We start from the raw sequence: 24,666 nt of genomic DNA, 5'->3' as shown, positions 1-24,666 counted from the left end.
CATAATCTATAAAATAATCGTTTTTGCTCTACTCTTATAATAATCCGATTGTAGAGAAATTTCAATATGAGAATTTATGTAATATTTAGGAATCAAAAAAATGGCGGGAAGGGTTAATAAATGACCGCTTCCCGCTATTTTTTATTTAAGTTTCAATTACACACCATTAGTGCATGAGGACAGGAATCATGCCAGGCACGAGGTAGGCTTGAATCAAGGTAATGCAGCAAATGATGAGCAACATGATCAAAGAGTGTTTAATTGTAAAGCGGAAAAGGTCTGACTCTCTGCCGATTAAGCCTGTAGCTGCAGCTGCAACTGCGATGGATTGCGGAGAGATCATTTTTCCTACGACACCACCGGAACTGTTGGCAGCAACTGTCAGAACCGGGTTGAGGTGAAGCTGGGTAGCCGTAACGTTTTGTAATTGGCCGAAGAGCGCGTTGGCCGAAGTATCGGAACCTGTCAGGAACACGCCCAACCATCCTAAGACCGGGGCAAAGAAGGGGAACGCTTTTCCGGTCAGAGAGAAGAATAAGCCAAGAGTGTAAGAAAGACCGGAGTAGTTGGCAATATAGGCAAAGCCAAGCACCGAACCAATTGTGATACACGGATAAATGAGGCTCTTAAGGGTAGTACCGGCAACCTTGCCAACTCTCGCCGGGCTGATGCGCAGAATGAACATGCTGATAATAGAACTGATTAAGATAACTGTCCCAGTGAAGAGGAAGAAATCCCATTTATAGCTGGCAGCATACAAGGTTGGTTTGGCAACAATCGGAGCCGCTTTATAAACCAAACCGTCTAAGCCGGGCCAGTGCGGAATGTTGACAAACCATTTGAGTTGACTGGTAACATAGCCTTTGAAGGAGTTGGTTCCCCAGAGTCCAACCAGAACAGTCAGAACAATAAACGGAGACCAAGCTTTGAGAATTTGACCGCCGCTATATTTCTTATATTGCTCAACCTTCTGTCCATGCTCGTGCGGGAAACGCCAGATATTTTTAGGTTTCCAGACTTTAAGCAGAATAGCTGTGCAAAGGAGGGAGAAAATTGAAGCGATAACGTCCGGCAGCATAGCTCCCAAGTAGTTGGAAGACCACCATTGCGCGATAGCAAAGGTGACACCGGAGCAGATAATTCCTGGCAGTACTTCTTTAACATTTTTCCAACCAGCCATGATAACGACCAAATACAGAGGAACAAATACCGAGAGGAACGGCAGCTGACGTCCGATTGCGGCAGCAATGGTGTCGGCCGGAACTCCGGAAGCAGCGGCAGCCGCTACGATAGGAGCACCGATTGCTCCGAATGCTACAGGTGCCGTATTGGCAACTAAGCAAATTCCTGCTGCATAAAGCGGTTCAAAACCTAAGCCAATCAAGATGGAAGCGGTGATAGCAACCGGAGTACCAAAGCCGGCAACCCCTTCTAAGAAGGCACCGAAGGAGAAGGCAATTAACAGGGCTTGAAGTCGGCGGTCATCGGACAAGGAAGCGATAGAACTTTTAATAATATCGAATTGACCGGCTTCTACTGTTAAGTTGTATAAGAAAACAGCAGCAACAATAATCCAGGCGATTGGGAATATACCATTTAAAATCCCTAAAATACTGGAAGAAATTGCGAGTTCAAAAGGCATTTTATAGACGATCATCACATCAATAATTGTAAATAAGAGCGTCGTCACACCGGCAATATGCCCCTTCATTCGCTTAATAGCGAGTGCCCAGAACAAATAAAAAATTGGCAGCGACACGGCAAGCGCGGTCAACGGTATGCTATTCCCTAGGGCGGCATAATTCTGTGTCCATGGCATTTCATAATTCCACCTTTCAATAAGTATGTCTAGAGCGTTTCCAATTCGCTGGCTACTTATTCAGTTTCTCTCAGAACCTCCTTTTCTGTATAGTTTAATATAGTTTAATGAAGTGAAAATAAACTGACAGTTTGGCCATCAGACCATCCGCCCGTCTCCTAATATAGTAACCCCAGTAAAAGAAAATTTCAATATGCCAATATAATTCTTTGTTTCACAATTATCGCTATTTTTTAATAATACACTCACTTAAAGGCAACGGCAAAACACGAAAAAGCCTTTATTTACGGGCTTTTTGTCTTTTCAAGGCAAGAATCTTCCAACGTTAGCCTTTAATTGTGAAAAAAAACATTATGTTTGTCTAAGATTGCGATATAGCTTTCTAAGTTCTGCAGATTGTTAAATGTATGCGTAAGGTTTCTATCTACCAGGATAAGCCAAAGCCTGCAAGTATACCTAAATAGTTTATGGTCTTCCTTTCCTTCCGCTAAAAAACCCGCTTGAATCATTCATCTTTGAAGATTTCTCAGCGTATTGTCGCTGTTCATAGACCACCTCCCGCAAATTTGCCCCTTAGATCCGGGAATTTTGTTCAAACACCCTAATCAAAGGCAATGATTTGAAACTGTGTTTCACTCTTCAAGTAAGTCTAACCTGCTGTCTGACCACTTAGTCTTATGTTAATCCAATATTGAAAAAATTTCAATATGTTTTTGCTATTGCGAATAAATTATTTAATAATTTATGCAATAACCCCCTGTCTTATCTCCAATTAGTTTCGATTCCCTAAGCAAAAACAGTGAGGATGATGAACCCGTTCCCCACTGTTTTATTCCAAGCATTTAATAGTTGTAATTTAACGCAAATACTTTTGCTCCAATGACTTTAGCTCTTGCTGGAAGGATTGGCTCAAGCGGAAGAGCAGCCGCTCCATGTCCAAACGGTGGAGGGAAATATTTTCAGGGCTGAGAAATTCAATTTTACGAAATTCCGGTTTAATTAGCAGGGGAAGCAAATCGTCAAGATTTTCCACTCTCAGCGTCAAAACAATCGGAGCATAGGACCACTCATGGCTTCGTTTTCCCTCTCTTTGACTTACCGTATAAACATCTAAGCTCAAGTCCACATCTTCAATCATAATTCCTTGCAAGGGAACGTTGCGCAACACCGCTACTTGTTGTTCCCGGGTTAATTCCGCCACTTGCTCTTTACTTTTACCTCCGAAAAAAAAGCGGCCACTTCGCGCTTCACCGCGATAATCCAGACGAATCTTCACACGGACATGTTCCGTGAGGAGTTCATCTCCAATCCGAATTTTCATGTCTCCCACTCTCTCCGTTTCTATTTTTAAGCCTTCCAGCCTTCTCATCTCCTTCCCGAAAAATATTCTCCAAAGGCACGATTTTCTCCTGCCAACTTTGCTTTAGGCTTGTAGTTTATGGACATACTAACACCAATTTGGAGCTTATTTTAGGGAATGCTGACAAAGGAGATTAAGACATGAGAAAAACTGTGGTTGCAATTTTTAAAGGACCTCAACAAACGAAAGAAGCCATCGAAGAAATTCAAGGAGAATCTCTGGCCAACAGTAAAATTTCTGTTGTGGTTCGAGCTGAATACCTGCATCAAGGGGAATTTAAAGAAGAAATCGCTAACGAGCTGGCCTACTACCCCAGCGAAATAAATTTAGACAAATTCAATGCCTGGCTTGTTCAAGCCCCACCCGTTGAGGTTCCTGACCTGGGCCAAGTAGTCGTCGCGGGACCTCTGGCCGCTCAACTCATGCATCAGCCACAAGGACGGGGACTTACGGAAGCCCTCCTGACCTACGGCCTCTCCGAAGAACGGGCCCGGCATTATGAGCATGAGGTGAGAACGGGGCATTGGTTAGTTATCGTGCCAACCAGCAACGATAAACAGAATTCTGTCGCCAATGCTTTAGGCGCCTTTGGCGGCAAAGACATTGAGAAGTGGAATACAGCTATTAATCATCCCATTTATCCGCTTAATAATTAAGTCAAGCCCACCAAAGCACGGAGCTTTTGAACTTCCTCCTTTGTCAGGGATCTGTAATTTCCCGGCAGGAGTTGTCTTTCTTGATTCAAGGGGCCGAAAGCGATCCGTTCGAGCTTAACAACCGGATAGCCGACAGCGCCAAGCATCCTGCGAACTTGACGATTTTTCCCTTCGTGAATCGTCACCTCTAAAACTTCAAAAGAATCACTCTTCTGATCCACAGCTACAGTTCTGCGTTGCTGTAAACCGCTTCGGCGTACAACTTTGGCCGGAGCGGTTTTTCCATCGCTGAGATTTACCCCTTGCCGCAATTGTTCGAGGGCATTAATTCCGACCGGGCCGTGTACCCAAACCCGATAGGTTTTCTCCACTCCATAAGAGGGGTGCATCAAGCGATGGGCTAATTCGCCATCATTGGTCATAACTAATAATCCCGCTGTGTCAAAATCCAGCCTGCCCACCGGATAAACCCTGGCAGGAACACCTTGCATAATCTCAACAACCGTACTGCGTCCCTGAGGATCACGGGCAGTTGTCACAACACCAACGGGCTTATTCAGTAAGTAATAATATAGTTTATCCGACCGCTCTATCAAAGCTCCGTCTACACAAATAGCATCACCGGAGCTCACCTTAGTTCCCATGACGGAAACTTTTTCACCGTTCACTGTCACACGCCCTTCTGCAATTAAGCGTTCAACTTGGCGGCGGGAGGCGACTCCGGCTTGAGCCAGCACTTTTTGCAGCCGTTCTGCTGTTTCTCCAGCGAATTCTTCATTTAAGTCCTGATGTAAGTCTTTATGCTCAACATCCACAAAACTTCAATCCCCTTCTCTTTTATCCTCTGCAAATTTGGCAAGACTCAGTGCTTAGACTACTTAGATTTCTTCAGGCTGAAAACCCCCGGTCCAACCTCAGGGTAAGCAGCCTGAACCTTTTTCCAGAAGAGCTCATCCTGATGGCTTTGGGGCAGACGGACAAAATAATCCGCAGGAAAATGTGTCAGTACCCCGACCGGAGATGCTTTATCCGTCCCCTCAAGCACTGCCGTCAAACGAAAACCCACGCGATGGGCATAGTAAAAGGTCATAGGTGCAGGGTCACTTAAGACAAGCACACTTGACGATGGAGTATGGTCCTTGATCCATTCCGCCTGAGTTAAATATTCCGGATTCCAGCGATACTTTGGTTTTAAGTAACTATAACAGTTTTGGTTTACAACTATCAAGATCATCACCACTAAAGCGATATTTTGCCAGGTCCCGCAGCCGTCCAGGGCATAAGCCCCCAGCAAGGCCACTAAGGGCAGAAGCGGGACTAAATAATAATCCAGCGGGATTCGCACGCAGACAATCCCCAGATAAGTCAAGGCAATTCCCACCCAGACTAAGAGAGCCGCCCGTCCCGGAAAGCGATTCAAAAGCGTTCTGAATAAACCCAACCCTGACAGAAAGATTGCGCTATCTGTCAAACCTCGCTGTAAATTTTTACTCAATATATGCCAATCCAAATTCCCGGAGTTCACGACTTGGTTTGTGAGGATTCCTGACACAAATTGACCGGATGAGCTGACATTCATATGAGCCCATAAATAGTATACCATAGGAAAACTAACTGCAACCAAACTGTAAGCAAGGAACTGACCCAGCCGTTTAGGTTTGAAAGGATAGAAGGCCAGGCACAAGGCTACCGGGAACAGCATCAATTGTGGCAATTTGGCTAAAATAGCTCCTGCCATGACCAGGCCAATTTTCCAGACACCTTGTTTGTTCTCTGACTTCCTCCATCTCCAGACAAGCGCCAGAGCCCAAATGCTCAAAGCTTGGGCCATAGGCTCCGGCATCACTACCCGTCCATAATATATTGACAAGGGCATCAAGGCATAAAGCGCTGTGGCCAATAATCCGGTTCTGTCGGAAAAAAGGTTCCGTCCTAAATCATAAATTCCCCACAGAGACATGAGAGCTAAAAACACAGCCCACAGGCGTCCCCATATATCCCCCCATCCGAACAGTTTCCAGGTCCAGGCCAGCAGATAGGGGAACATTGGAAACTCCAGTTCGACATTTTGAGGAACAGTTCCATCGTAATTTAGCTGAGGCAGCATTACTTTGGGGAAATCCGCGAGATGACCAAGCATGTGCACAGCTATGCTTGCCGTATCCGCTTGTCGCCATGCTTGATCATCCAGCAAGGGATTGTTGATCCCTTTTAGACGAACAAGTAAAGCGGCCAGCAGAATCAGCCCTAATAAACACCGCCTTACTCTTCGACCCATTCGACAGGACTCCACCTTTGACGTTTGATGTGATAAATCAATTGAATATAGCCCCAAATTGTAGCCAGAACTTTCATCTTACTGGCTCCCTTTTTTAACTCATAGTGAAGTTTTAAAGGAATTTCTGTCACAGTATCAGCCAAGGGCGCTATTTTCAAAAGCAGCTCAACCATGCCCGAAAAATTGCGGCTTTGAATAATGTCCGGACCATACTGCCGGGTTCCTTCAGCCAGTAAAGAAAGGCGGTAAGCCCGGTATCCGCAGGAATAATCGCGCACACCACTGATGGGAACAAAATAACTCATAACTTTTCCCGCTCCCCAGGAAAGCATTTTACGCCCTAAGGAAAGCCCATGCTGTTCTCCGCCGGCGACAAATCTGGAGGCAATCACAAGGTCGGCTCCTGAACAAATGGACTGGTACAACAAAGGGATATGGTCGGGCGGTTGTGTGTTATCCGCATCCATAGTTATAACCATGTCGGGCGCCGCCGAACCATTCCGGTCATAACTCAGGGAAGAGCTGTAATTTAAAACATACTGAAAACCGCTGTTAAGAGCGGCTCCAAGGCCAAGATTTTGCCTATGCTTTACTTGGTGAATCGCCGGATAAGTCCCGGCACAATTTTCAATAACTTCAGAGGTGGCGTCTGTGCTCCCGTCATTAACCACTGCAATCACATGGGGAAGATCCGCGCAGACTCCTTCAATAGTTTCGAGCAAAGTGGGTAAAGAAGCGGCTTCATTATATGCGGGCAAAACGATATAAAGCATACTAACCATGCCTCCTTTCGGCAATGTTAGTATGCTCAGAAATAAATCAATAAAACGTTTTTGTGACAATCCAAACTGAAACAATCAGCCCGATAAAATCTGCTAATAAACCTAATTTCAAGGCATAACGATACCTCTTTATACCCACTGAGCCAAAATAAACTGTCAGCACAAAAAAGGTCGTATCCGTACTGCCTTGCAGAGTAGAAGCTAACCGCCCTATATAGGAATCGGGACCGTATTGATTGATCAGTTGGGTTGCCACGCCAAGGGCTCCCGATCCACTCAGCGGCCTCATTATAGCTAAAGGGATAATCGCCGCAATATGAGAATCCAAGCCCAGAAAAGCAAAAAACGGCTGCAGCCAATGAGCTAGTATTTCCAAAGCCCCGGAATCGACAAAGACTCGAATCGACACTAACATTCCGATTAAAAAGGGAAGTATGCGCACGCCAGTCTTAAATCCCTCCTCTGCCCCGGCTACAAATGACTCATATACCGGTACTTTCCGCGCATAAGCGATAAGCGGAATGAGCAGTAACAGCAGCGGAATGGCCCAGCGTGAAATCTCGGCTATTATCTTCATTTTGCTCTCCTCCGCCGTATAAGGTAGTCCACAAAAATTGCCGCTGTCATAGCGCATCCGGTGGCAACAATGGTTGTCCCGATAATTTCAGTTGGATTCGCCGAATTAGCTTTCAGTCTTACGCCGATAATCGTTGCCGGTATCAGGGTTATACACGAGGTATTTAAGGCCAGAAAGGTTATCATAGCCGGGCTGGCCACATCGGGGGTAGGGTTTTCTTTTTGCAGTTCCTGCATTGCTTTGAGGCCAAAAGGAGTCGCCGCATTCCCCAAACCTAAGATATTAGCGCTCAAATTCATGATAATAGCTCCCAGGGCGGGACTGTCCGGTTTTAAAGTCGGAAATAGCCGGCGCACAACGGGGCCAAAGAGGCGGGCAATCCCTTTGACAAGGCCTGCTTCTTCCGCCAAATTCATAAGTCCTAACCATAGACTCATGACCCCAATGAGCTCAATGGCAACCTCCACGCCTAATTCGGCTGCTTTCATAGCCGATACCGTAACACTCTCAATATGCCCGTTGAGAGCGGAAACAACTATGCCAATCACTAACATTATAAGCCAGATGAGGTTAACCATCGTCCGTCCCCCTCTGCAAAAATCTATGAACAGGATAAATAAAAAAGAACGAAATTTACTCGTTCTTTTTACTGTTCTTTATATCAGCTAACCTTCCCGTTAGGTTTAAGGCGCTTAAATGTTTTCAGCCGAATATGTATCTCTGTAATCCGCTGTTTATTCACGTGCCAAAATAATTTCGTCCGAAGGTCTCTTCTTTTTGTGCAGCATTCCGGACAGTTTATCCATCAGGTCCGGAACCGTGTCCAAAATCCGGTCAATAACCACATTGCTGTCCACGGGCAGCAGGCGGATCGCTCCGTTCCCGACCACCAAAAAACCTACGGGCTGCACGGATACCCCCGCGCCTGCGCCTCCTCCAAAGGGCAGCGGGTTAGCGGACCCTCCGGAATTCCCTTGCTCTTTTTGGTTATCAGGCGGGGTAAATTCACTGCCACCTGCCGCAAAACCGCAAGATACTCGTGATATTGGAATAATGACGGACCCGTCATGAGTTTCTACCGGATCACCAATAATAGTGTTTACATCGACAATTTGTTGAATACTTTCCATGGCTGTCTTCATCAACAACTCTATCGGATGATTCCCCATGTTGCTACCCCCTTCTACCCCGTTTGAATATGCGGACAACATTAAATCCGACAAAAATAATATGGCCGATTCTCAATTGGAATATGCATCGAATATCGCACAAAAAGCCTTCTTTTTTAAATTGCGGTACAACCACCAGCTCAGGACGGTCAGCCTCCACGATAACTTGTTTGTAAAGCCGGGAGAGCGCAAAGCCAAACATGCTCCAGAAAGCGCCGGCGGCGATAGCCGTCTGTGCCGCATCCTTATAACCGATTTCCACACGCCAGCTTATAGCTTTGCAATGTATGCCCCGATAAAATTCGCTTTTTACCCAGGTAAGGTGACGGAGATGATTCGGTATATGGGGCCAGAGCCGGTATAGCCACCTTCTGCGGATATAGCGAAAACGCACGTTCGATTTCGCTTTGCGAACTCCTCCCTTTCCTTCAGCTACTTGATCAACCTCTACTTGCGGCCCTTTTTCCCATTCCAGTTGGAGTGACGGAAGCTGATATTGAGTATGCCAAATCCCATGCAGCGCTCGAAAATCAATTTCCAGGTGATCTTCTTCCTCAATTCGCCGATAGCGGAAATCCACTTCCGCTTTTATTGCCAAGCTGACAAGGAAAAGAATAGTTAACGCGAGTAAAAAGGCTAAAACTCGCACAGTAACCCCTCCGTACGTTCCACTATCATCTAAATTAAATGATTCTCTAAATAATTAAGATGCCCGCAAGGAGAGAATGTTATGCTAAAGATTCCTTTTATAACAATTATTTCCTATAACAAAGAAAGCAATTCCCCAGGCTGACTTATTAAACTTTTGGCACCATTAGTTAAGAGCTCCTCTGGCGTACGGTACCCCCAAAGGGCGCCCACGGCATACATATTGGCGGCGGCGGCGGTTTTCATGTCCACGCCGGAATCACCGAGATAGAGGATATCCGCTTCAACTAAACCCAGTTTCCGGCTAATTGCCAAAGCACCCGTAGGGTTGGGTTTTCTCGGGATGTTCGCGCTCGGCCCCATCACAACTTCAAAGTTCCAAGCCGGCAATAACTTGGCAACTACTTTCTGCGTCAGTTCATCAATTTTATTGGAAAGTACATTGAGTTTTATTTGACGTTTAGTCAGTTCGTCAAGCAATTCGGGAATACCAGCATAAGGTCTTGTTTTAGCGAGACAGCGCTCGCGGTATTCTTTCATCATTAAATCAAAGCACTCGCTGACCAGAGGCTCTTCCCTGCTTCCTTCCGGCAAAGCTGCACGCACTAAGTTTTTTATACCATTGCCAATAAAATATTTGTACGCTGCCAGGCTCTGGGATTTAAATCCCAGAGCATATAAAACCCGGTTCATGGAATCAGCGATATCCTCCAGAGAATCTACTAACGTTCCGTCAAGATCGAAAATCACGGCTTTGAATTTCATAATCCTTTAAGCGCCTCCTGCTAAATTCCTGCCGAACCCCCATGTCTTCGGGCGTTCTCTTCAGCTTCAATAGCCAGCGGACATTCCGCCATCTGTGGTGTTCTTTTAAATCAATGCCCTCAGAAATGACCCCTTTAATTTAAAAAACTTACTCTTTGGGCAAATGCGAACTGGCTCCAGCCTGGTAATGCTTAAGAAACAGATTAAAATATTGCCTGATCCCTTGTTCTTGCTCTGCTTCATCATTTATTTTAAGAACTTCCATTGCGGTTTCAATAGTACACAGTGTCCCCTGCCTGCCTCCCCTGCGCAGGCAAAATCCCGAAAGGTAATCCGTCTCAAGAGAAACAAGCGGCAATTCACTTAAATAATCGCTCTTTCGCAATATCCTGCCGGCTTCTTTCCATGTACCATCAATTAAAATAAAGGCGTTCTCACCGGCATCAATCTTACTCGCTGTTCTGAGGGCCAAATCCTCAGTCAGGGCCGGAAATAAGAGATAGGTTCTTCCCTGGTAGTTCCTGATGTTTTCGATTAATTTTAAATTGGGACTGGTTCTTTCCCACAAAAAAATTTCCGTTGAGCCAGGATTCAGCAGCTTTAATAGTCTTCCCGTACTTGAGGGCCGATAAAACTCTCTCTCACTGGTTATAATCCAAAATTTCGCTTGAGTGTTTAACGGGGAAATGAGTTCACATATACAGGTCAGTGTAGGCAACCCACACTGAGGGCAGCTTTCATATAAGCGCGTAATTTGCTTAACCTTAAACGCCTCACAGGTCTTGTTCATTTTTTACCTGCTTTATGCCAGCCATACCTTTGCTGATAGTATTCCACTCCCTTTGCAGCATAGAATAATGAAGCTGATCAAACTTTTCATCTTCAAGCCAATAGTGCTCCCTTAAGCGCCCGTCAAGGGTAAACCCTATCTTTTCCAATAACCCAAAAGAAGGAAAATTATGCGAAGAAGTCGTAGCGTAAAGTTTGTTTAATTCATTTTCCGCGCAAAAGACCATATTTAGCAACAATGTAACCATAATCGAGCCCAAGCCCTTTCCACGCAGATCGGGAGGAATATAATAGCCAAATTCTTTACTGTGATTTCTTGGATTATGGTCGAAGGTCATGATCCTTCCCAAAGGGTTGGGCAAACTTCTCTCCTCAACTAATAAAAAAACTTCTTTTATTCCGCCGTTAATTTTCTCAAGGTTGCTTTGCACATAACTCTCGAAAGAGAGTATAGGATGTAAGGGCCGGCAGGTATAATGCTCCCGGTTCTTCTCCATCCTGTCCCATTCATATAACACCGGAAAATAGCTATCCTCTAAGCGCACAAGCTGATACATCGATAATCTTCCGCCTTTCTTTAATCCTGAGCCGCTAATCCTTAACCCTCTCCTTCCAGAAAGCTGAGAATTATCGCCCATTGCTTTAACTTTTCTGCAAATCCCAGGGTATTGGCCGGGCTGGTCGAAGGAAGTTGTTTGTATATTAGATTGGGTAAGTTAAACCCTACTCGTTTTCTGTAAGTTTCATAAGCCTTCGTCCCGTTAAAAACAACTGCTGTCAAATTCGAGCAGGTATTAAACAGAGTCGGAAAATCGTTGACTGTCTCATTTTTAATATTAGTATCGAGGCTGCCCTCCCGGTTGCAGGCCGCAATGACATCCCAGAGCGCGATGCCCTTATCCTCAATAAATTTAAGCCGCCTGGAATAATCCAAATCTAGCGGCGAGGAAAATAAAGTGTATAAAATTCGCCAAAACTGATTGTGAGGATTAGCATAATATTGTTGTTCTCTGAGGGATTGAACTCCCGGCATCGAACCAAGGATTAAAACCCGCGCTTGGCGATCAATAATCGGCTGAAATGATTGCACTCTACTCATGCTGTATTCCTTTTCCAAATTTATCAAGGCTTATTCCTTTTCTTAAGCTAATGATAGCATAATATACAATTATTTATCTTATTTGTTATAATAACTAAACAGTATTTTTAGAAAGTGAACAGCAAGACACTATGGTGCCCCTATTTTTTATGGCGATTCAGAAAACGTCTGCCAGGAGTTCTTTTAAACGTCAGTTAAACCAGTTATTAATCTCGGACCTTATTTTAAGGGGCAGAAAAAAGTTGTCGCTTTGAAGCGCTATCTCATAAATTCCTGAGAATTTATGAGATAGCGCTTGCATAAGCAACTGCAAATGAGCGAAAATAACCTTTGGGAGAAACTAAAAAAGCTTTATAAAAAACTAAAAACAAGCTTATCTTAGGGAGGAACAAAAAATTGGTTAAAATTAAAACCCCGCAACAAATTGCCCTGATGGCTGAAGCGGGTAAAATACTAATCGCCTGTCACCGGGAGCTTCGCAAACTGATCCGTCCAGGTATAACGACAATGCAAATCGACTCTTTCGCAGACGACTTCATTCAATCCCATGGGGCAAAAGCCGAGCAAAAAGGCTATAAAGGCTATCCCTTCGCAACCTGTGCTTCAGTCAACGATGAAATCTGCCACGGGTTTCCAACTCAGACCTCTCTTGGCGAGGGCGATATTGTGACTATTGACATGGTTATCAATCTCAACGGCTGGCTGGCTGATTCAGCTTGGTCTTATGCGGTGGGGCAAGTATCTGATCAAGCAAAAAAGCTTCTGAGGGTAACCAAGGAATGCCTCTATATCGGCATCGAGAAAGCCGTCATAGGCAACCGGCTCGGCGACATTTCTCATGCGATTCAAGTTCATGCCGAAACGCAGGGCCTTTCGGTAGTCCGTGAGTTTACAGGCCATGGCATAGGGCAGGACATGCACGAAGAGCCGCAAGTTCTTCACTACGGCTCCCCCAATAAAGGACTCAGGCTTCGGGAAGGGATGGTTTTCACCATTGAACCGATGATTAATCTAGGAGCTCACAACCTGACGATTGATCAGAATGGCTGGACAGCCCGGACTGTCGACGGCAGCTTGTCGGCTCAATATGAACATACCTTGGCTATCACCAAGGACGGTCCGCTGGTTTTAACTGAACAAGACTGAAAGAACCTTAAATCCATAGGCCTTAGCGGTCTATGGATTTTTCTCTGTAAAGAAATCTGTTAAAGGAATCTGCTAAAGAAATCCGTTATAGAAATCAGCTCCGCTCCATAAGATTTATAAAGCTTAGGGGAGGGGTTAGATGAAGAAGCAGATATTTTTAGGCATAATCCTCGGCATTGGTCTCTCGCTTATTTTCTTTAATCTTTTAAGTCCGGCCTACAGCACCAATTCCAAGGTTATTAAACATACATTTAACAACCAACTCACCTTACATCTGCCGCTCTCAACCAGAGCGACGGAAACCAAGGTCATTGAGCAAGGGCAGCTTTCCTACAGTGTCTACATAGATGATCCGACACTCTTGATCCGGGGATATATTCAACTTTGGAAGTTAAACGACCTGGAAAAATACTTAGTGGATAGCCAAAAAATCAGTACCTTTGATTTTAACTCTTACACGCTGAAAGGAATTAAAGTGGCTAATTTTGACGGCTATTTATCCGAATGGACGGCATCCTTTGGCCAGAATTACAAGATTTCCGGGATGGAGTACTGGCTGAAGCAACCGGGTTCGGACAATGTATTGAGGATTTCTTTTTTCACAGACACAAACACCTTCACAAAAGAGCAACATGACTATATCAACGATATTATCCGCTCGGTTAATTGGAGTATTTAGATAAACGAAACCCATAAGTTGGGCGTGTCGCTTTAGCCGCAAAGATGAAGCGACACGCTCCTTTGGTCTGGAAAAAGGCTCAGATCAAGATTAATTTACTGAGCCGCCAGTGCCCCGCGAATAATAGCCTTTTCCAGCACTACGGCGGCGGCTGTACCCACCACCGTTATGGCGGCGTCACCTTTATAATAGCTGGTATCTGAACCTGTCGCGAGACAGAAAATCGTATCGCCATCCCATTGGGTATGAATTGGTGAGATGGCCCGCGCCATACCGTCCTGCGCCAGTGTCGCAACCCGGCAGGCCTCCGTTTTGGTAAGCTGTGCCGTGGTGGCTATGACGGCGATGGTGGTGTTGCCCTCAGCAAATATCGGCGAAGGCACACCTGCCAACATCTCCTTGGTCTGGTTAACGAATTTCCCGTCAGGGCGCAATGCCCCGACGACAATCCGGTCATGGTCCCAAACGTCCCCAAGCGGATTAACGATCACCAGGGCAGCGACTATAGGGCCGCCGGGAATATGAATGGAAGCAGTCCCCTGTCCCCCTTTCATTGGCCGCCCGTAAAATTTTCCTACGGTTGCTCCTGCCCCGGCACCCACATTTCCTTCCGCTACCAGACCTGCATGTGCGGCCCGGCAGGCTGCGTAACCCAAGGCAGCGTCGGGAGGTTTGGAGCCCCGGGCATAAAGCAGGTCAAAGATGACCGCCGCGGGTACGAGGGGCACTTCGGCAATTTTATGCTCATAAAGCCAGCGCATCACACCGCTCTGTGCAGCCAACCCGTATCGGCTGCCGCCGGTGAGCAGAACGGCCTGTGCCAGTTCTTCTTTAGTGCCCGGGCGGATCGCGTCTGTCTCCATAGTGCCCGGGTTGCCGCCGACTACGGATACGCCGGGAACTGCCCCTTTGGGACAGAGGATTGCGGTGCATCCCGTGCGGCCTTTTCTGTCCTCCGCTGTTCCAACCAGAATGCCGGGAACATCGGTGAGCCCACCTGCTCTTTTGCAATTGTCTTCTTCATTTTTCAATAATCTCACCCCATGCCCTATTAATAAACATAATGAGCGGAATAACACATCGTTAACCTCTTTGGACCGGAGAGATACTTTTCAGGAAGTGAGAAACCTTTCAAGAGTCATATTCGGCTTTCACTTGCGTCGGCCTGGGCAAGCTATTTCTCCATAATATTCCATCGGCTGGTTTTTTGCTAAAGAACCTGGATATTAACGCAGACACCACCTGTAATTAAGATATACTCTCTGGAAAGCCTCCCCCCAGCGTATCCAAGGGACCGCATTGTCCAATCGGTTCACCTGAGAGGTCGGATACATATGGTTTTGCATTTCCTGAAATAGATTTTAGCTATAGCAAAAGCCGCCACAACTTCTGTGGCAGCTCTTAGTGAGAGATCGCTTTATGATTAATAGCTGAGCCGGGGAACGCAAACTACTTTTCTATATTAAATAAAATTTCAGATGTCTGCCTCTCGCTCGAATCCTGGCAAACTTCAGTCATCAATTTCCATCCCCATATGAATAGAATCATAAAAATTACCGTTAATAAAAAACTCACGCGTGATAGTTCCCTCAAATTTAAAATTCAAACGTTTATATAGATTTAGGGCAATCTGATTATCACTTCGGACCCTTAAGTTGATTTTACGGATAAGGCGGGTTTCTTTCGCCCAATTAATCATGTACTTTATGAGCTCTGTCCCAATACCAAACCCCCAATATTCTTTTAATACCGTGATACTAAACTCACCAGTATGCCTGATGCGCGGTCTATGGCCTCCGTTAAACACCAATTGCCCAACCAATTCATCGCCGATCAAAGCAAAAATCATGAGCCCGTTATCAGCTTTTGCAAGACTTGCAATGAATTCCACTTCTTTCTCCTCGGTTATGCCAAACTCGCCTTGACCAAATGTCAGATTTTCAGACTCAGCACAGACCTTGTTTATGTAATCCAGAAATTTCGAGGACTCTTCTTTTTGGGCCTTTCGAATAATAAGTGTTTTTCCATTCTTAAGCCGGGAATATTCCACCTCTGATCTCTCCTTTTCAAGCTTAAGCTACCATTTGAGGGTTTTTATCCGCTGACTAATCCGCTCTAAGACTCCCGCTTCGGCAAACGGTGAGTTAAGAGCGGCTAAGTCTCTGGATAAGGGCGACTAAGATTCAGATGGAGTTAAAACGCCATCTGAATCAAGTCTGCTTTATCGTGCCTCCTTGAACCTGTTCAAGAGCGAATCATGCAAACTGACTCCTATTGCAATTTAGGCAATAGGAGCCGGGGACCGCCAAAACAACTTCCAGGGATACTATAATTGCTCGACGCTATATTTGAAATATTTGACATAACTCCTTTATTTCCTTCTGAAACAGCTAAAAATTATTCTGAGTCCGGAAGGTCAAGTATTTACGGATTAAGTGCTTTCGTCACAAGGGATGCGTAAGCTTGAATTCCTGTCTGAGTGAGATGAACGCCGTCCGGATAAAAATAGGCGTTATGGCCGCTGCTGGCTTGGTGCCAATCGACAAGAGTAGTATGCGGATAGCTTGCCGCTACTTTCGCCAGAGTCTGGTTAACCACGTCCTCCCATGGCCGCGGGACACGGGTATTCACCAGCACAATCTGCCGAACTTCTCCCAAAGAACCAAGCAGCGCCGTCAGCTGTTCCTCGGAAAAGGGGCCGTTCGTTCCCAGCTCTATAATAACCCGATCTCCTAAATTGCCTTGCGCTTTCAGCTGATCAACTACATTCTGGGCTTGATACATCTGACGGCCAACCTCCGCGCTAACCACAAGGCCAGGCAAAAGCTTTTTCAATTCCGGTTCCTCACCGACCATGACAGAATCTCCGATAACTGTAACTCCCTTGCCGGTATCTGAAGAAGTTGCGGCATTAGGCTCGGTTTTAGATCCCTGCGCCACCCCGGAAGGTGTATTGACATCAGGTTGCGCTGGCGACGTTGAATTTGAACCTTCACTCTCTGAGGCGGGTGCATTGGCCTGAGAATCTGACCCCGGTTCTGATGTGGAACTGTTCTTCTGGCCCGGATCAGGAGACCCCAATACAGCCGGAGACACGGCCCCTGAGCTGCCCTCGTCTGGAACTTCACTTGCAGTTGAAACGTTCGCCGCGGAAGGTGCCGCGGAAGAAACATACGTTTGCTTGGAATTCATAAAGATAACCCCTGCTATGGCCAGACAAGATATACCAAGAATCAACAATAAGCCCACTATCGTAGCCCAGCCCCTGACCGCTACAACTTTCTGGCGGCGGTCCGGATTGAGTATCCGCCCACGCCACTTCTTCCAGGCGCCATGGCGGATAGGTTCCTCGATGAAGTACCAGGAGAGCGCAGCAAGGACAATGCTTATCGCCACTTGCCGGAGAGCAAGCATAAGATCAAAACCTCCCGTATTTACGACAGGGTTTGTCAAGGCAATGACCGGATAGTGCCAAAGATAAATGCCGTAAGAACGTGCGCCAAGCCAGCGTAAAGGCTGCCAGCCAAAAATCTTGCCCAGACGGCTTGCGGGATGGGCCAGAACAGCCACTACTACAGCCGCGGCCAGAGAGAAAAGCAGAAGTCCGCCGCGATAGAGAAAGGATTCATATTCATTGGTTTGCCAAATCATCAGCAGCACAACAAACAGCCCTGCTCCTCCAACGATATCAAGTACCCGGCGGGCTTGGGATGAAAGTGCGGCAGACAGTTTTCGGCTGGGCCACACCAGAGCAAGCGCGGCTCCTATCAATAAGGCAAATGCTCTCGTGTCCGTACCGTAATAAACGCGGCTGGGATCTGTACCAGGCTGATAGATCAGAGCCATGGCAATGCCCGAGGCTAAAACTCCGGCCAGGGGCAAAACAACCAAACGTCCCCACTGTGGTATATAGCGCAGACCAAATTTCGTATCCTCTTGAGAATTGATTTTGTAAACTTGCCTCCGCCGCGGTACATAGCGCAGACCAAGCCAAAGCAGCAAGGGCCAGATTAAGTAAAACTGTTCTTCCACCGCTAAAGACCATAAATGTCCCAAGGGAGAAGGCGGGCCAAAGCTTACGAAGTAGGAGACCTGGTGAAATATCAGCCACCAGTTGCTGACATAAAACACCGCCGCCAGCACATCTTCCCCAAGGGATGTCAAGCGTTCAGGAGCAAATAGCGCTACCCAAGCAACAACTCCCGCCAGCATGACAAATAAAGCGGGCAACAGGCGGCGGGCACGCCGCAGCCAAAAATCTTTCAGATCGATGCGTCCTGTCGAGCTCCACTGAACGGCCAGCAAGTCTGTAATGAGGTAGCCGGATAAGACAAAAAACAAACAGACACCCAATAGCCCTCCCGGAGCCCATTTCAAGTTGAGGTGATAAGCAATCACAGCAAACACTGCCAGGGCCCGCAGCCCATCCAAACCGGGCATGTAGCGTTTGGATTCACAGCGCTGAGAAGACTGGACAGTTTCAGGAGTGAAGGTATCCCCTTGCCCGGTTTCAGCATCACGGATATTCCTAAGTTTGTGCTGCCCAAACCCGGCATCAACAAGGACGGGCCTTTGCTTACTTTCCATTTGTTGTTTTCTTTGTCTCATTCCATCATTACGACCCACGTCATTTCACTCCCCAGCCCTACATTAAACTTTCATCTTCTCTCTCCCATAAGCGCTTGACAGTCGCTGAATATACGGAGGATTTATTTTTACGATACCAAGTTTTTAGGGCAAATGCTTTACAAAATGATGAAGAATTAGTTATGGAAAAGTTACATGAAAAATAAGCTCGGATTAGAGGGCAAAAAAGAAACCCCTATGTCAGTACAGGGGTTTTTGCTAATCATTTTCGCGATTATAAGCAGTTTCGGAAATAAATTCTTTAGCATCTGACTACGTCCTTGATTCTTCTTGCTTTTTACTTAGTCATTAGAGCCATTGTTGCTGTATAACTTAACAAAATAATTTAAAACCGTTGTAGCCAGCCGGTGGTTTGCAGCCATACTACTCATTTCTTCCCTGCGAAACCATGCATTTCCTTGTTCATGCTGTTGATAGGCTACACCATTAATCTCATAATTTTGATCTGCATGCTCCTTAGAATAAGCCATGATATAGGGATTCAATAAAGTCTGCTGCTGAAATTTCATCCCCTCCCCAGGGAAACCCTGATCTTCCGCCCACTTACGCAACGAGGGGAAATAAGCGGCGATCTGAAAAATTGCACAGCCCTGGCAGCCACCGTAAGTATCACTGTATGTTAATGTTTCTTGGGAATCCTTGGGGTTTTCCAGAGTTATACCAACTGAGCCATCCGCTCCCACCCCTGCTTCCACGGGACGCCATCCTCGCGGTCCTATTAGCAAAAGTCCGTGTTCTTCTGCTATTCCCACATTGACCCAAAAGGCCGCTAGTTGATCTGCCTGATCTTTCGGAATGAAAAAAAGGACCTCAGGCAAAGGGGAAGAAGGCAAAACCGGAGGAGTAAAACCCGCTGTTACGCCATATTTAGCGGCAATAGCTAATAGAGGCAGTTTCACTTCCGATCCGCTCTCTGCGGAATGAAACGTGACAGTTCCATGCTCCACCATTTTAGGCAATTGGCTTTCTTCAGGACTAGCTGCAATTGAACCGACAGCGTCACCGTTTGCCTCTGTTTTGGGGTAATCTGCTGCTGGTCCTTTCAATTCAGGCTTATTAGCTTCAGTGATGCCGTCATGTGTCGAACAAGCAGCAAGTAAGGTACTGACTAAGGCAAGTAAAATAGATATCGATACTATATAAATTTTCTTCCTCACCATGATTCTTATAAAATTCATAACTCTCTTTTTCACTTTTCCGGCCCCCAGGATTGGAATAAACATAATTTTATGGTTTCGCTACGCAATTCGTTATAGTGGGAACGAAACCGAGCGCCCGCCAGGTTTGCTCAGCCTCCCTGTTATTAACAACATAATTTAGGGTGAAATTTTTGATGCCTTTTTCAGCAAACCTGTTGCGTAAGTCTGTTAGCAGTAATGAACAGACTCCCTTTTTTCTATGCTCCGTGTCGACCCAAACATCGTCGATTTTCACCGATCTCTCAATCGTAAAATTCGGATGTTCGACAATGACGCCAACCATCATTCCCACAATTTCATGATCTTTCTCCGTGATCGCCTTAAGAATAAGGACGTTTAAATCATCAAGCAACTTATTGTAAAAAAGGGGCAGCTCATTTTTCCAATCGCTATTATAACGCAGGATTAATGCGTTAACTTGTTCCATATGCTCTTGTAACAGCAGACGCATGCGAACTAGCTCATGGATATCCTGTTTCGCTGCGGTACATACCAAGTATTCACCAATGATTTTCTCTTGCTGCATAGTAGTCCCTCCGGCAATGAATTGGCGTAATTCCAGCTGCAAAACGAAACTTCCTTTTGGCAAAGCCTCAAATAACGGCAAAGGTTCAAAAGGTTTCTTTTTATCCGGCGTTGTTGCAACGGCTATTTAGCCTAAACGCTCTCCAGATGTAAATGCCTATCGTTCCAAATACTAATAATAAGCTTATTATGAGAAACGCTGAACCAAGGCCCACCCCTTTACCCATTGCGCCTTTAATACTTATCCATTCAATATAAAAGAAAATCCAGATAACTTCTGCTTTAAGAGCCTGGACCATTAACCTCGCTAAATGATATTGCACTCCCGCATTTTGCTCGGTAATGTCAAATGGATAATTAAAGCGGTGTGGATAACGGTTTAATGTGGTCAGGAATATGTACATCAGAACGATTACAGGTACCAGCAGGAAGAGTTCTCCCTTCGATCCCCAGCGGTCAATCTGCCCGGATATATTGTAGTGGGCCGGTATTTTAGCGGGTAAGGAAGACCATACCCAAATAGGACTAACGAATGAGGCCAAGACACCTATTAAGGCAACTGCCTCAAAGACATTTTCTCCAAAAGACCGCTGAATTTCTGCATAAGGACGTTTTTCTTCCGTTGAATTTTCAATCGTAAACTCACTCCCTTTTTGACCTGGCAATTTTAAAATAGCCGCCTCATGTTTAAGGCCCTGTTCCCAGACCTTCAAGTTTCCATCCCTTATCATATTTAGTAAGGACCGCAAATCGAACACTCTTCCCGTCAGAGCTGTTAAAAGCAGAATCTTTCCATTCAAGTTCAAGATTGACCTCAATCTCAACTCTTTTTCTCTGTCCTATATCTTTGATCTCTAGGAAATTGTCAGGATCAAAGACCCGCAGATATTGAATAGGCTTACCTCTGACTATGTTATCAACGATTGAATTTACTTGGTTAAAACCAGCATTATAAAGATGTCCGGGTTCCAGATTAACCGTTAGCGATTGTAGTAATATTTGAGGGGAAAGACAGGAGTATGCTCTGGTTTTATCTCCTTTATTAATTGAGTCAAAAAAGGTATCGATCACCTGAGTGGGAGTAAGGCTCTCTAGATCATTATCCGTACTGGAGTTTTCGAAATAATGCTTGCTTTTAAGCCATTCTTCAAAATTCAGTCCCGTTATCTCCGTTAATGTACGCCTTTTAACTGAAGGACCAAGGCCTTGTATGTTAAAAGCTAACCATGCCCCTATAACCCGCCTGTTATCTATGATTAAAATAACATTTGATGGGTAACTAAAAATCGCTTGTTCCCCGCTTCCAGGTAAGCCATCAACTAATTCATAAATATGAGCCTCTACTCTTTTCCCTTTAAAAGCGGTAAGGTCTAGCCCAACGTCCTTCGAATACTCATTTGCCAAGCCCCAATACAGACCTATTGGGTATTCGCCCAGCCGAACTTGCCAGTCCGAGGGGATCATCAACTCAAGAATAGTTGGGTTTTTATTGACACTTAAGTTGTATCGTTTCAAAAAGCCCATCTCGCTGGAAACAGAACTAATTGCGACTTGGTTACAAGCCGCTAGCCCAAGAAATACAATTATTATCAAGCTGGAGACCTTTCTGACCACGCTAAAACCTCCCCCAAGTATCCCCCGAGATATTTTACCTTTATCTCAAAGGGTTGGATAGCGTTCAACTATTTCCGACCTAACCACATTAATATCTTCTAAGCGTGAGGAGCTCTGTATAAACTCCTCCCACAAAAATGCTTTGTATACTAACAATCTCCCGCCACATCCAGGCAAAGATGCCCGGTTCCGCATAGTCTGTCGCCTGAAATTCCGTAAATTAATATTAATGCTACTCTTCGTTGCAGGATGCCAAATTACCTCCTACTTCCGCAAAATATTTACGCTTATCTCCACTTAAACCATGATTTAGGACTTCAGGGATATAATACATCAACTGAGCCCTTTCAAATGACTAACCGGCTCTGACAATTGCCTCAATCCTCTCCTTGTCCTTTAAGAGATGATGCGAATTAGCCGAAATGGCGAAAAGATAAACAACGATCAAGAATTAATTTGCATACAATCTGATAAAATAAACTAAATAGGTTATTCGTTAATAGAGTTGGAGGATGCAAAATGGAGGGTGAAAAAGCAAGGTTGTTTTACATCGACAATTTAAGGCTGCTGATGATCATACTGGTCGTCACGCACCATCTGTCAATAACCTACAGCGGAGGCGGTAGCTGGTACTACATCGAAGGAGGGCATTTGGACGCATTGTCCACCCTTTGGTTTATAGTTTTCAAGTCCTTCAATCAGGCATACTTCATGGGAATCCTCTTTATGATTGCCGGTTATTTTGTTGCCGGAGGCTATGACCGGAAAGGTTTTGGTCGATTTATAGGAGACCGGTTCAAGCGGCTGATGATTCCAACGCTAATCTACATAGCGGCAATAACGCCATTTATTGAACTTGTAGAGCTTAAAAATAAATGGACAGGTTTCAGTATAGCCGGCTTTCTTTCAGGCACCGGGGTATTGTGGTTTGCAGCGGCGCTCTTTATCTTTTCGCTGGTCTACGGGTTGGCACGCCTGATTATCAGCAGGCCCGCTACTGTGACAAATGAGAAGCAACTCAAGCCGTCATTTGCCCAAGCAGCTCTGCTGATCCTGATTATTGCCGGCTGCGCTTTCCTGATTAGAATCGTCCAACCGATCGGTACCAATATCCTTAACATGCAGCTTTGCTTTTTTGCCTCGTACATCGCTCTTTTTACCGTAGGCATCATTGCTTACAGAAACAACCTATTCGCCAGAATCAGCTATAAAGCCGGAAAAAGATGGCTTATCTGCGGCATCGTCGCGGGGTTAGCCGTCTTGCTGGTGTTGGTGATAGCAGCCGTTAAGAGTGGAAATCCATCTGCCCTTAAGGGTGGTTTCACCTGGCAAAGCGCTGGATATTCACTGTGGGAATCCTTTGTGGCGGTAGCTATGAGCATTGGTCTGGTAACAGTTTTCAGGGAAAATTTCAACCATCAAAGTGAATTTATCAAAGCAATGTCAGACAGTTCATTTACCGTTTATATGTTTCATCCTCCGATTATTGTCGCAGTTACCCTTTTGCTCAAGCCAATTGCATTGCTGCCGATTATAAAATGGCTTATGCTTTGCCTTATTTGCATTCCTCTATGTTTTGCAATAGCCTATTTTGTTTTACAAAGAGTTCCAATTTTAAACAGAATTCTATGAAAATCTAAAGATTATTTCCTGCAATTTTTCTGTAATTGTCATGCCCTGTTTATTATTGGCTCCAAACGTCTGCACCTGCATTTTGAGATACCGTCCTATAAACCTGAATATATGGGCAAAGCGAATGGCCGGTAATGAAGAACAATAGCTATAAGATCACTGAGCTGTTTTTCTATGTACTTATTGTGATTGTGGGCTTGGTCCTGCTCATCATGGGAAAGGCCAAAGGACCGGAGCTGCCGAGGGACGCTACGCCGCCGTCCGCACAGGCCACCCTGCAACGTGTGGAAAGGGTGGAATAATCATGCTGCTATACTTAACTGGAAAGGATAGGGTAAACCTTCTGGACTTCATAGAGGACCAAATCAGGATAATCCCCAAAAAGATGACGGGCAAATTTTCCCTGATGCAATTTGTAGTACGGGATATGCGCAATTTCGCCCACATAAAATATTTTGTTGTCGACCGGATCGCCGTAAGTGAAGATGAAGCTGGTTTTACTGCGGCGGTCAGTTCTTTTCAAACTATGTTCAGTGCCCGTATTCTATAAAGATTGTTATATATTATGCCGAAATGTCACTATTTACAAATCGAACTAGAGACGTGAATCGGCTGCAAAAGTAGCTGATGGAACCGATTTAGTTTTTTCAAATCATGATTCCCCATAATTTCCTCAACCCTCAACCCACTCTTTAACTCAAAAAGCAAAATGCGCTGGTGTAAGAATTTCTATCTTCTCAACCAACGCATTAAATATTTTGCCCCTGAAATTCTTGAAAATAACAAGTCATGTAGTATTGTAAGTATTATTAATCTCAGCACTTGACAAGGAACTGAATTTAAGTATAATAATCTCATAATCACTTATTAATCAAAAGATTCAGTGTTAAAAAATTGATGGTAGCGTGCTAGGTAAATTTCGATTCATCGAAGGTTTCAGCAGTGCAATCAGTTAGGACGATGCTGAATTTCGAGGAATCGAACCACCTAAAAGGGTGGTTGTTGTTGTTTAGAAAGAAAAATTTCCCGCGAGGTTCCTCTTTGTTAGGTCTGTATGAGTCAGGTTAGTTAGTCGGGTTCGTATGAGTCAGGTTCGGTTAGTCGGGTTCGTATGAGTCAGGTTCGGTTAGTCGAGTTCGTATGTGTTAGGTTCGGTTAGTCGAGTTCGTATGTGTTAGGTTCGGTTAGTCGAGTTCGTATGTGTTAGGTTCGGTTAGTCGAGTTCGTATGTGTTAGGTTCGGTTAGTCGAGTTCGTATGTGTTAGGTTCGGTTAGTCGAATT

General features: G+C 45.2%; 26 protein-coding genes. 6 read left to right on the top strand and 20 right to left on the bottom strand.

What is annotated here, in order from left to right:
* Positions 1–166: 166 nt before the first annotated feature.
* The gene (locus REC12_RS24350; RefSeq protein ID WP_308898703.1) at positions 167–1,819 is read right to left on the bottom strand and encodes an L-lactate permease; all 1,653 of its coding nucleotides are present in this window, start codon (positions 1,817–1,819) and stop codon (positions 167–169) included.
* A gap of 856 nt (positions 1,820–2,675) precedes the next feature.
* Complete coding sequence (locus REC12_RS24345) at positions 2,676–3,140, bottom strand: hypothetical protein (RefSeq protein ID WP_308898701.1); 465 nt, start codon at positions 3,138–3,140, stop codon at positions 2,676–2,678.
* A gap of 179 nt (positions 3,141–3,319) precedes the next feature.
* Between REC12_RS24345 and REC12_RS24340 the strand changes: the two genes are divergently transcribed.
* The gene (locus REC12_RS24340; RefSeq protein WP_308898699.1) at positions 3,320–3,835 is read left to right on the top strand and encodes a hypothetical protein; all 516 of its coding nucleotides are present in this window, start codon (positions 3,320–3,322) and stop codon (positions 3,833–3,835) included.
* Here REC12_RS24340 and REC12_RS24335 read toward each other — a convergent pair.
* From REC12_RS24335 to REC12_RS24285, 11 genes are all read right to left on the bottom strand, one after another.
* The gene (locus tag REC12_RS24335; RefSeq protein WP_374214250.1) at positions 3,832–4,650 is read right to left on the bottom strand and encodes a pseudouridine synthase; all 819 of its coding nucleotides are present in this window, start codon (positions 4,648–4,650) and stop codon (positions 3,832–3,834) included. The two genes, REC12_RS24340 and REC12_RS24335, sit on opposite strands and share 4 nt — an antisense overlap.
* Positions 4,651–4,709: 59 nt before the next feature.
* The gene (locus tag REC12_RS24330) at positions 4,710–6,113 is read right to left on the bottom strand and encodes an ArnT family glycosyltransferase (protein ID WP_308898698.1); all 1,404 of its coding nucleotides are present in this window, start codon (positions 6,111–6,113) and stop codon (positions 4,710–4,712) included.
* Complete coding sequence (locus tag REC12_RS24325) at positions 6,098–6,886, bottom strand: glycosyltransferase (protein ID WP_308898697.1); 789 nt, start codon at positions 6,884–6,886, stop codon at positions 6,098–6,100. The genes REC12_RS24330 and REC12_RS24325 overlap by 16 nt, the downstream gene beginning before the upstream one ends.
* A 46-nt stretch (positions 6,887–6,932) precedes the next feature.
* The gene (locus tag REC12_RS24320; protein WP_308898696.1) at positions 6,933–7,472 is read right to left on the bottom strand and encodes a spore maturation protein; all 540 of its coding nucleotides are present in this window, start codon (positions 7,470–7,472) and stop codon (positions 6,933–6,935) included.
* Positions 7,469–8,050: a nucleoside recognition domain-containing protein gene (locus tag REC12_RS24315; protein ID WP_308898694.1), complete on the bottom strand. Its 582-nt coding sequence runs from the start codon at positions 8,048–8,050 to the stop codon at positions 7,469–7,471. The genes REC12_RS24320 and REC12_RS24315 overlap by 4 nt, the downstream gene beginning before the upstream one ends.
* A gap of 156 nt (positions 8,051–8,206) precedes the next feature.
* On the bottom strand, positions 8,207–8,641 hold the full coding sequence (gene ytfJ, locus REC12_RS24310) for a GerW family sporulation protein (RefSeq protein WP_308898693.1): 435 nt from the start codon (positions 8,639–8,641) through the stop codon (positions 8,207–8,209).
* 4 nt (positions 8,642–8,645) lie between these two features.
* Positions 8,646–9,290, bottom strand: coding sequence for a DUF2953 domain-containing protein (locus REC12_RS24305; RefSeq protein ID WP_308898691.1), 645 nt, complete (start codon positions 9,288–9,290; stop codon positions 8,646–8,648).
* A 113-nt stretch (positions 9,291–9,403) separates the two neighbouring features.
* Positions 9,404–10,054, bottom strand: a complete 651-nt coding sequence (locus REC12_RS24300; RefSeq protein WP_308898688.1) for an HAD family hydrolase — start codon at positions 10,052–10,054, stop codon at positions 9,404–9,406.
* Between the two features lie 148 nt (positions 10,055–10,202).
* Positions 10,203–10,844: a tRNA-uridine aminocarboxypropyltransferase gene (locus tag REC12_RS24295; RefSeq protein ID WP_308898687.1), complete on the bottom strand. Its 642-nt coding sequence runs from the start codon at positions 10,842–10,844 to the stop codon at positions 10,203–10,205.
* Positions 10,828–11,400 (bottom strand): GNAT family N-acetyltransferase, encoded by a 573-nt coding sequence (locus REC12_RS24290; protein ID WP_308898685.1) that lies wholly within the window; start codon positions 11,398–11,400, stop codon positions 10,828–10,830. Before REC12_RS24290 ends, REC12_RS24295 begins: the two co-directional genes overlap by 17 nt.
* Positions 11,401–11,441: 41 nt before the next feature.
* A complete protein-coding gene (locus REC12_RS24285; RefSeq protein ID WP_308898683.1) occupies positions 11,442–11,942 on the bottom strand; it encodes a DNA-deoxyinosine glycosylase in 501 nt (166 codons plus the stop codon).
* A gap of 396 nt (positions 11,943–12,338) precedes the next feature.
* Between REC12_RS24285 and map the strand changes: the two genes are divergently transcribed.
* Both map and REC12_RS24275 read left to right on the top strand, forming a co-directional pair.
* On the top strand, positions 12,339–13,088 hold the full coding sequence (gene map / locus REC12_RS24280; protein ID WP_308898682.1) for a type I methionyl aminopeptidase: 750 nt from the start codon (positions 12,339–12,341) through the stop codon (positions 13,086–13,088).
* A gap of 139 nt (positions 13,089–13,227) precedes the next feature.
* Positions 13,228–13,767, top strand: coding sequence for a hypothetical protein (locus REC12_RS24275; RefSeq protein WP_308898680.1), 540 nt, complete (start codon positions 13,228–13,230; stop codon positions 13,765–13,767).
* Between the two features lie 95 nt (positions 13,768–13,862).
* Here REC12_RS24275 and REC12_RS24270 read toward each other — a convergent pair whose 3' ends face one another.
* The 7 genes from REC12_RS24270 to REC12_RS24240 form a co-directional block, all read right to left on the bottom strand.
* Positions 13,863–14,798: a P1 family peptidase gene (locus REC12_RS24270; protein ID WP_308898679.1), complete on the bottom strand. Its 936-nt coding sequence runs from the start codon at positions 14,796–14,798 to the stop codon at positions 13,863–13,865.
* Between the two features lie 479 nt (positions 14,799–15,277).
* On the bottom strand, positions 15,278–15,817 hold the full coding sequence (locus tag REC12_RS24265; RefSeq protein WP_308898677.1) for a GNAT family N-acetyltransferase: 540 nt from the start codon (positions 15,815–15,817) through the stop codon (positions 15,278–15,280).
* A 374-nt stretch (positions 15,818–16,191) separates the two neighbouring features.
* On the bottom strand, positions 16,192–18,207 hold the full coding sequence (locus REC12_RS24260; protein WP_308899169.1) for an acyltransferase family protein: 2,016 nt from the start codon (positions 18,205–18,207) through the stop codon (positions 16,192–16,194).
* Positions 18,208–18,695: 488 nt separating this feature from the next.
* Positions 18,696–19,607: a DUF4850 domain-containing protein gene (locus REC12_RS24255; RefSeq protein ID WP_308898675.1), complete on the bottom strand. Its 912-nt coding sequence runs from the start codon at positions 19,605–19,607 to the stop codon at positions 18,696–18,698.
* A gap of 34 nt (positions 19,608–19,641) precedes the next feature.
* The gene (locus REC12_RS24250; protein ID WP_308898673.1) at positions 19,642–20,181 is read right to left on the bottom strand and encodes a GNAT family N-acetyltransferase; all 540 of its coding nucleotides are present in this window, start codon (positions 20,179–20,181) and stop codon (positions 19,642–19,644) included.
* A 58-nt stretch (positions 20,182–20,239) separates the two neighbouring features.
* Complete coding sequence (locus REC12_RS24245) at positions 20,240–20,851, bottom strand: DUF1648 domain-containing protein (RefSeq protein WP_308898672.1); 612 nt, start codon at positions 20,849–20,851, stop codon at positions 20,240–20,242.
* Entirely contained in the window at positions 20,826–21,752 is a 927-nt protein-coding gene (locus REC12_RS24240) for a DUF4830 domain-containing protein (protein ID WP_308898670.1), read from the bottom strand. Before REC12_RS24240 ends, REC12_RS24245 begins: the two co-directional genes overlap by 26 nt.
* A gap of 519 nt (positions 21,753–22,271) precedes the next feature.
* On the opposite strand from REC12_RS24240, the gene REC12_RS24235 reads away from it, so the two are divergent.
* From REC12_RS24235 to REC12_RS24225, 3 genes are all read left to right on the top strand, one after another.
* Positions 22,272–23,384, top strand: coding sequence for an acyltransferase family protein (locus tag REC12_RS24235; protein ID WP_308898668.1), 1,113 nt, complete (start codon positions 22,272–22,274; stop codon positions 23,382–23,384).
* Between the two features lie 134 nt (positions 23,385–23,518).
* Complete coding sequence (locus tag REC12_RS24230; protein WP_308898666.1) at positions 23,519–23,686, top strand: hypothetical protein; 168 nt, start codon at positions 23,519–23,521, stop codon at positions 23,684–23,686.
* Between the two features lie 2 nt (positions 23,687–23,688).
* Positions 23,689–23,934 carry a hypothetical protein gene (locus tag REC12_RS24225; RefSeq protein ID WP_308898663.1) on the top strand — a complete coding sequence of 82 codons (246 nt, stop codon included), beginning with the start codon at positions 23,689–23,691 and terminating at the stop codon, positions 23,932–23,934.
* Positions 23,935–24,666: the final 732 nt, after the last annotated feature.

Origin of the sequence: Candidatus Desulfosporosinus nitrosoreducens, assembly GCF_030954495.1 — a bacterium.
GTDB lineage: Bacteria > Bacillota > Desulfitobacteriia > Desulfitobacteriales > Desulfitobacteriaceae > Desulfosporosinus > Desulfosporosinus nitrosoreducens.
The sequence above is the reverse complement of the archived record's forward strand: the minus strand, read 5'-3'. Positions and strand labels throughout refer to the sequence as shown.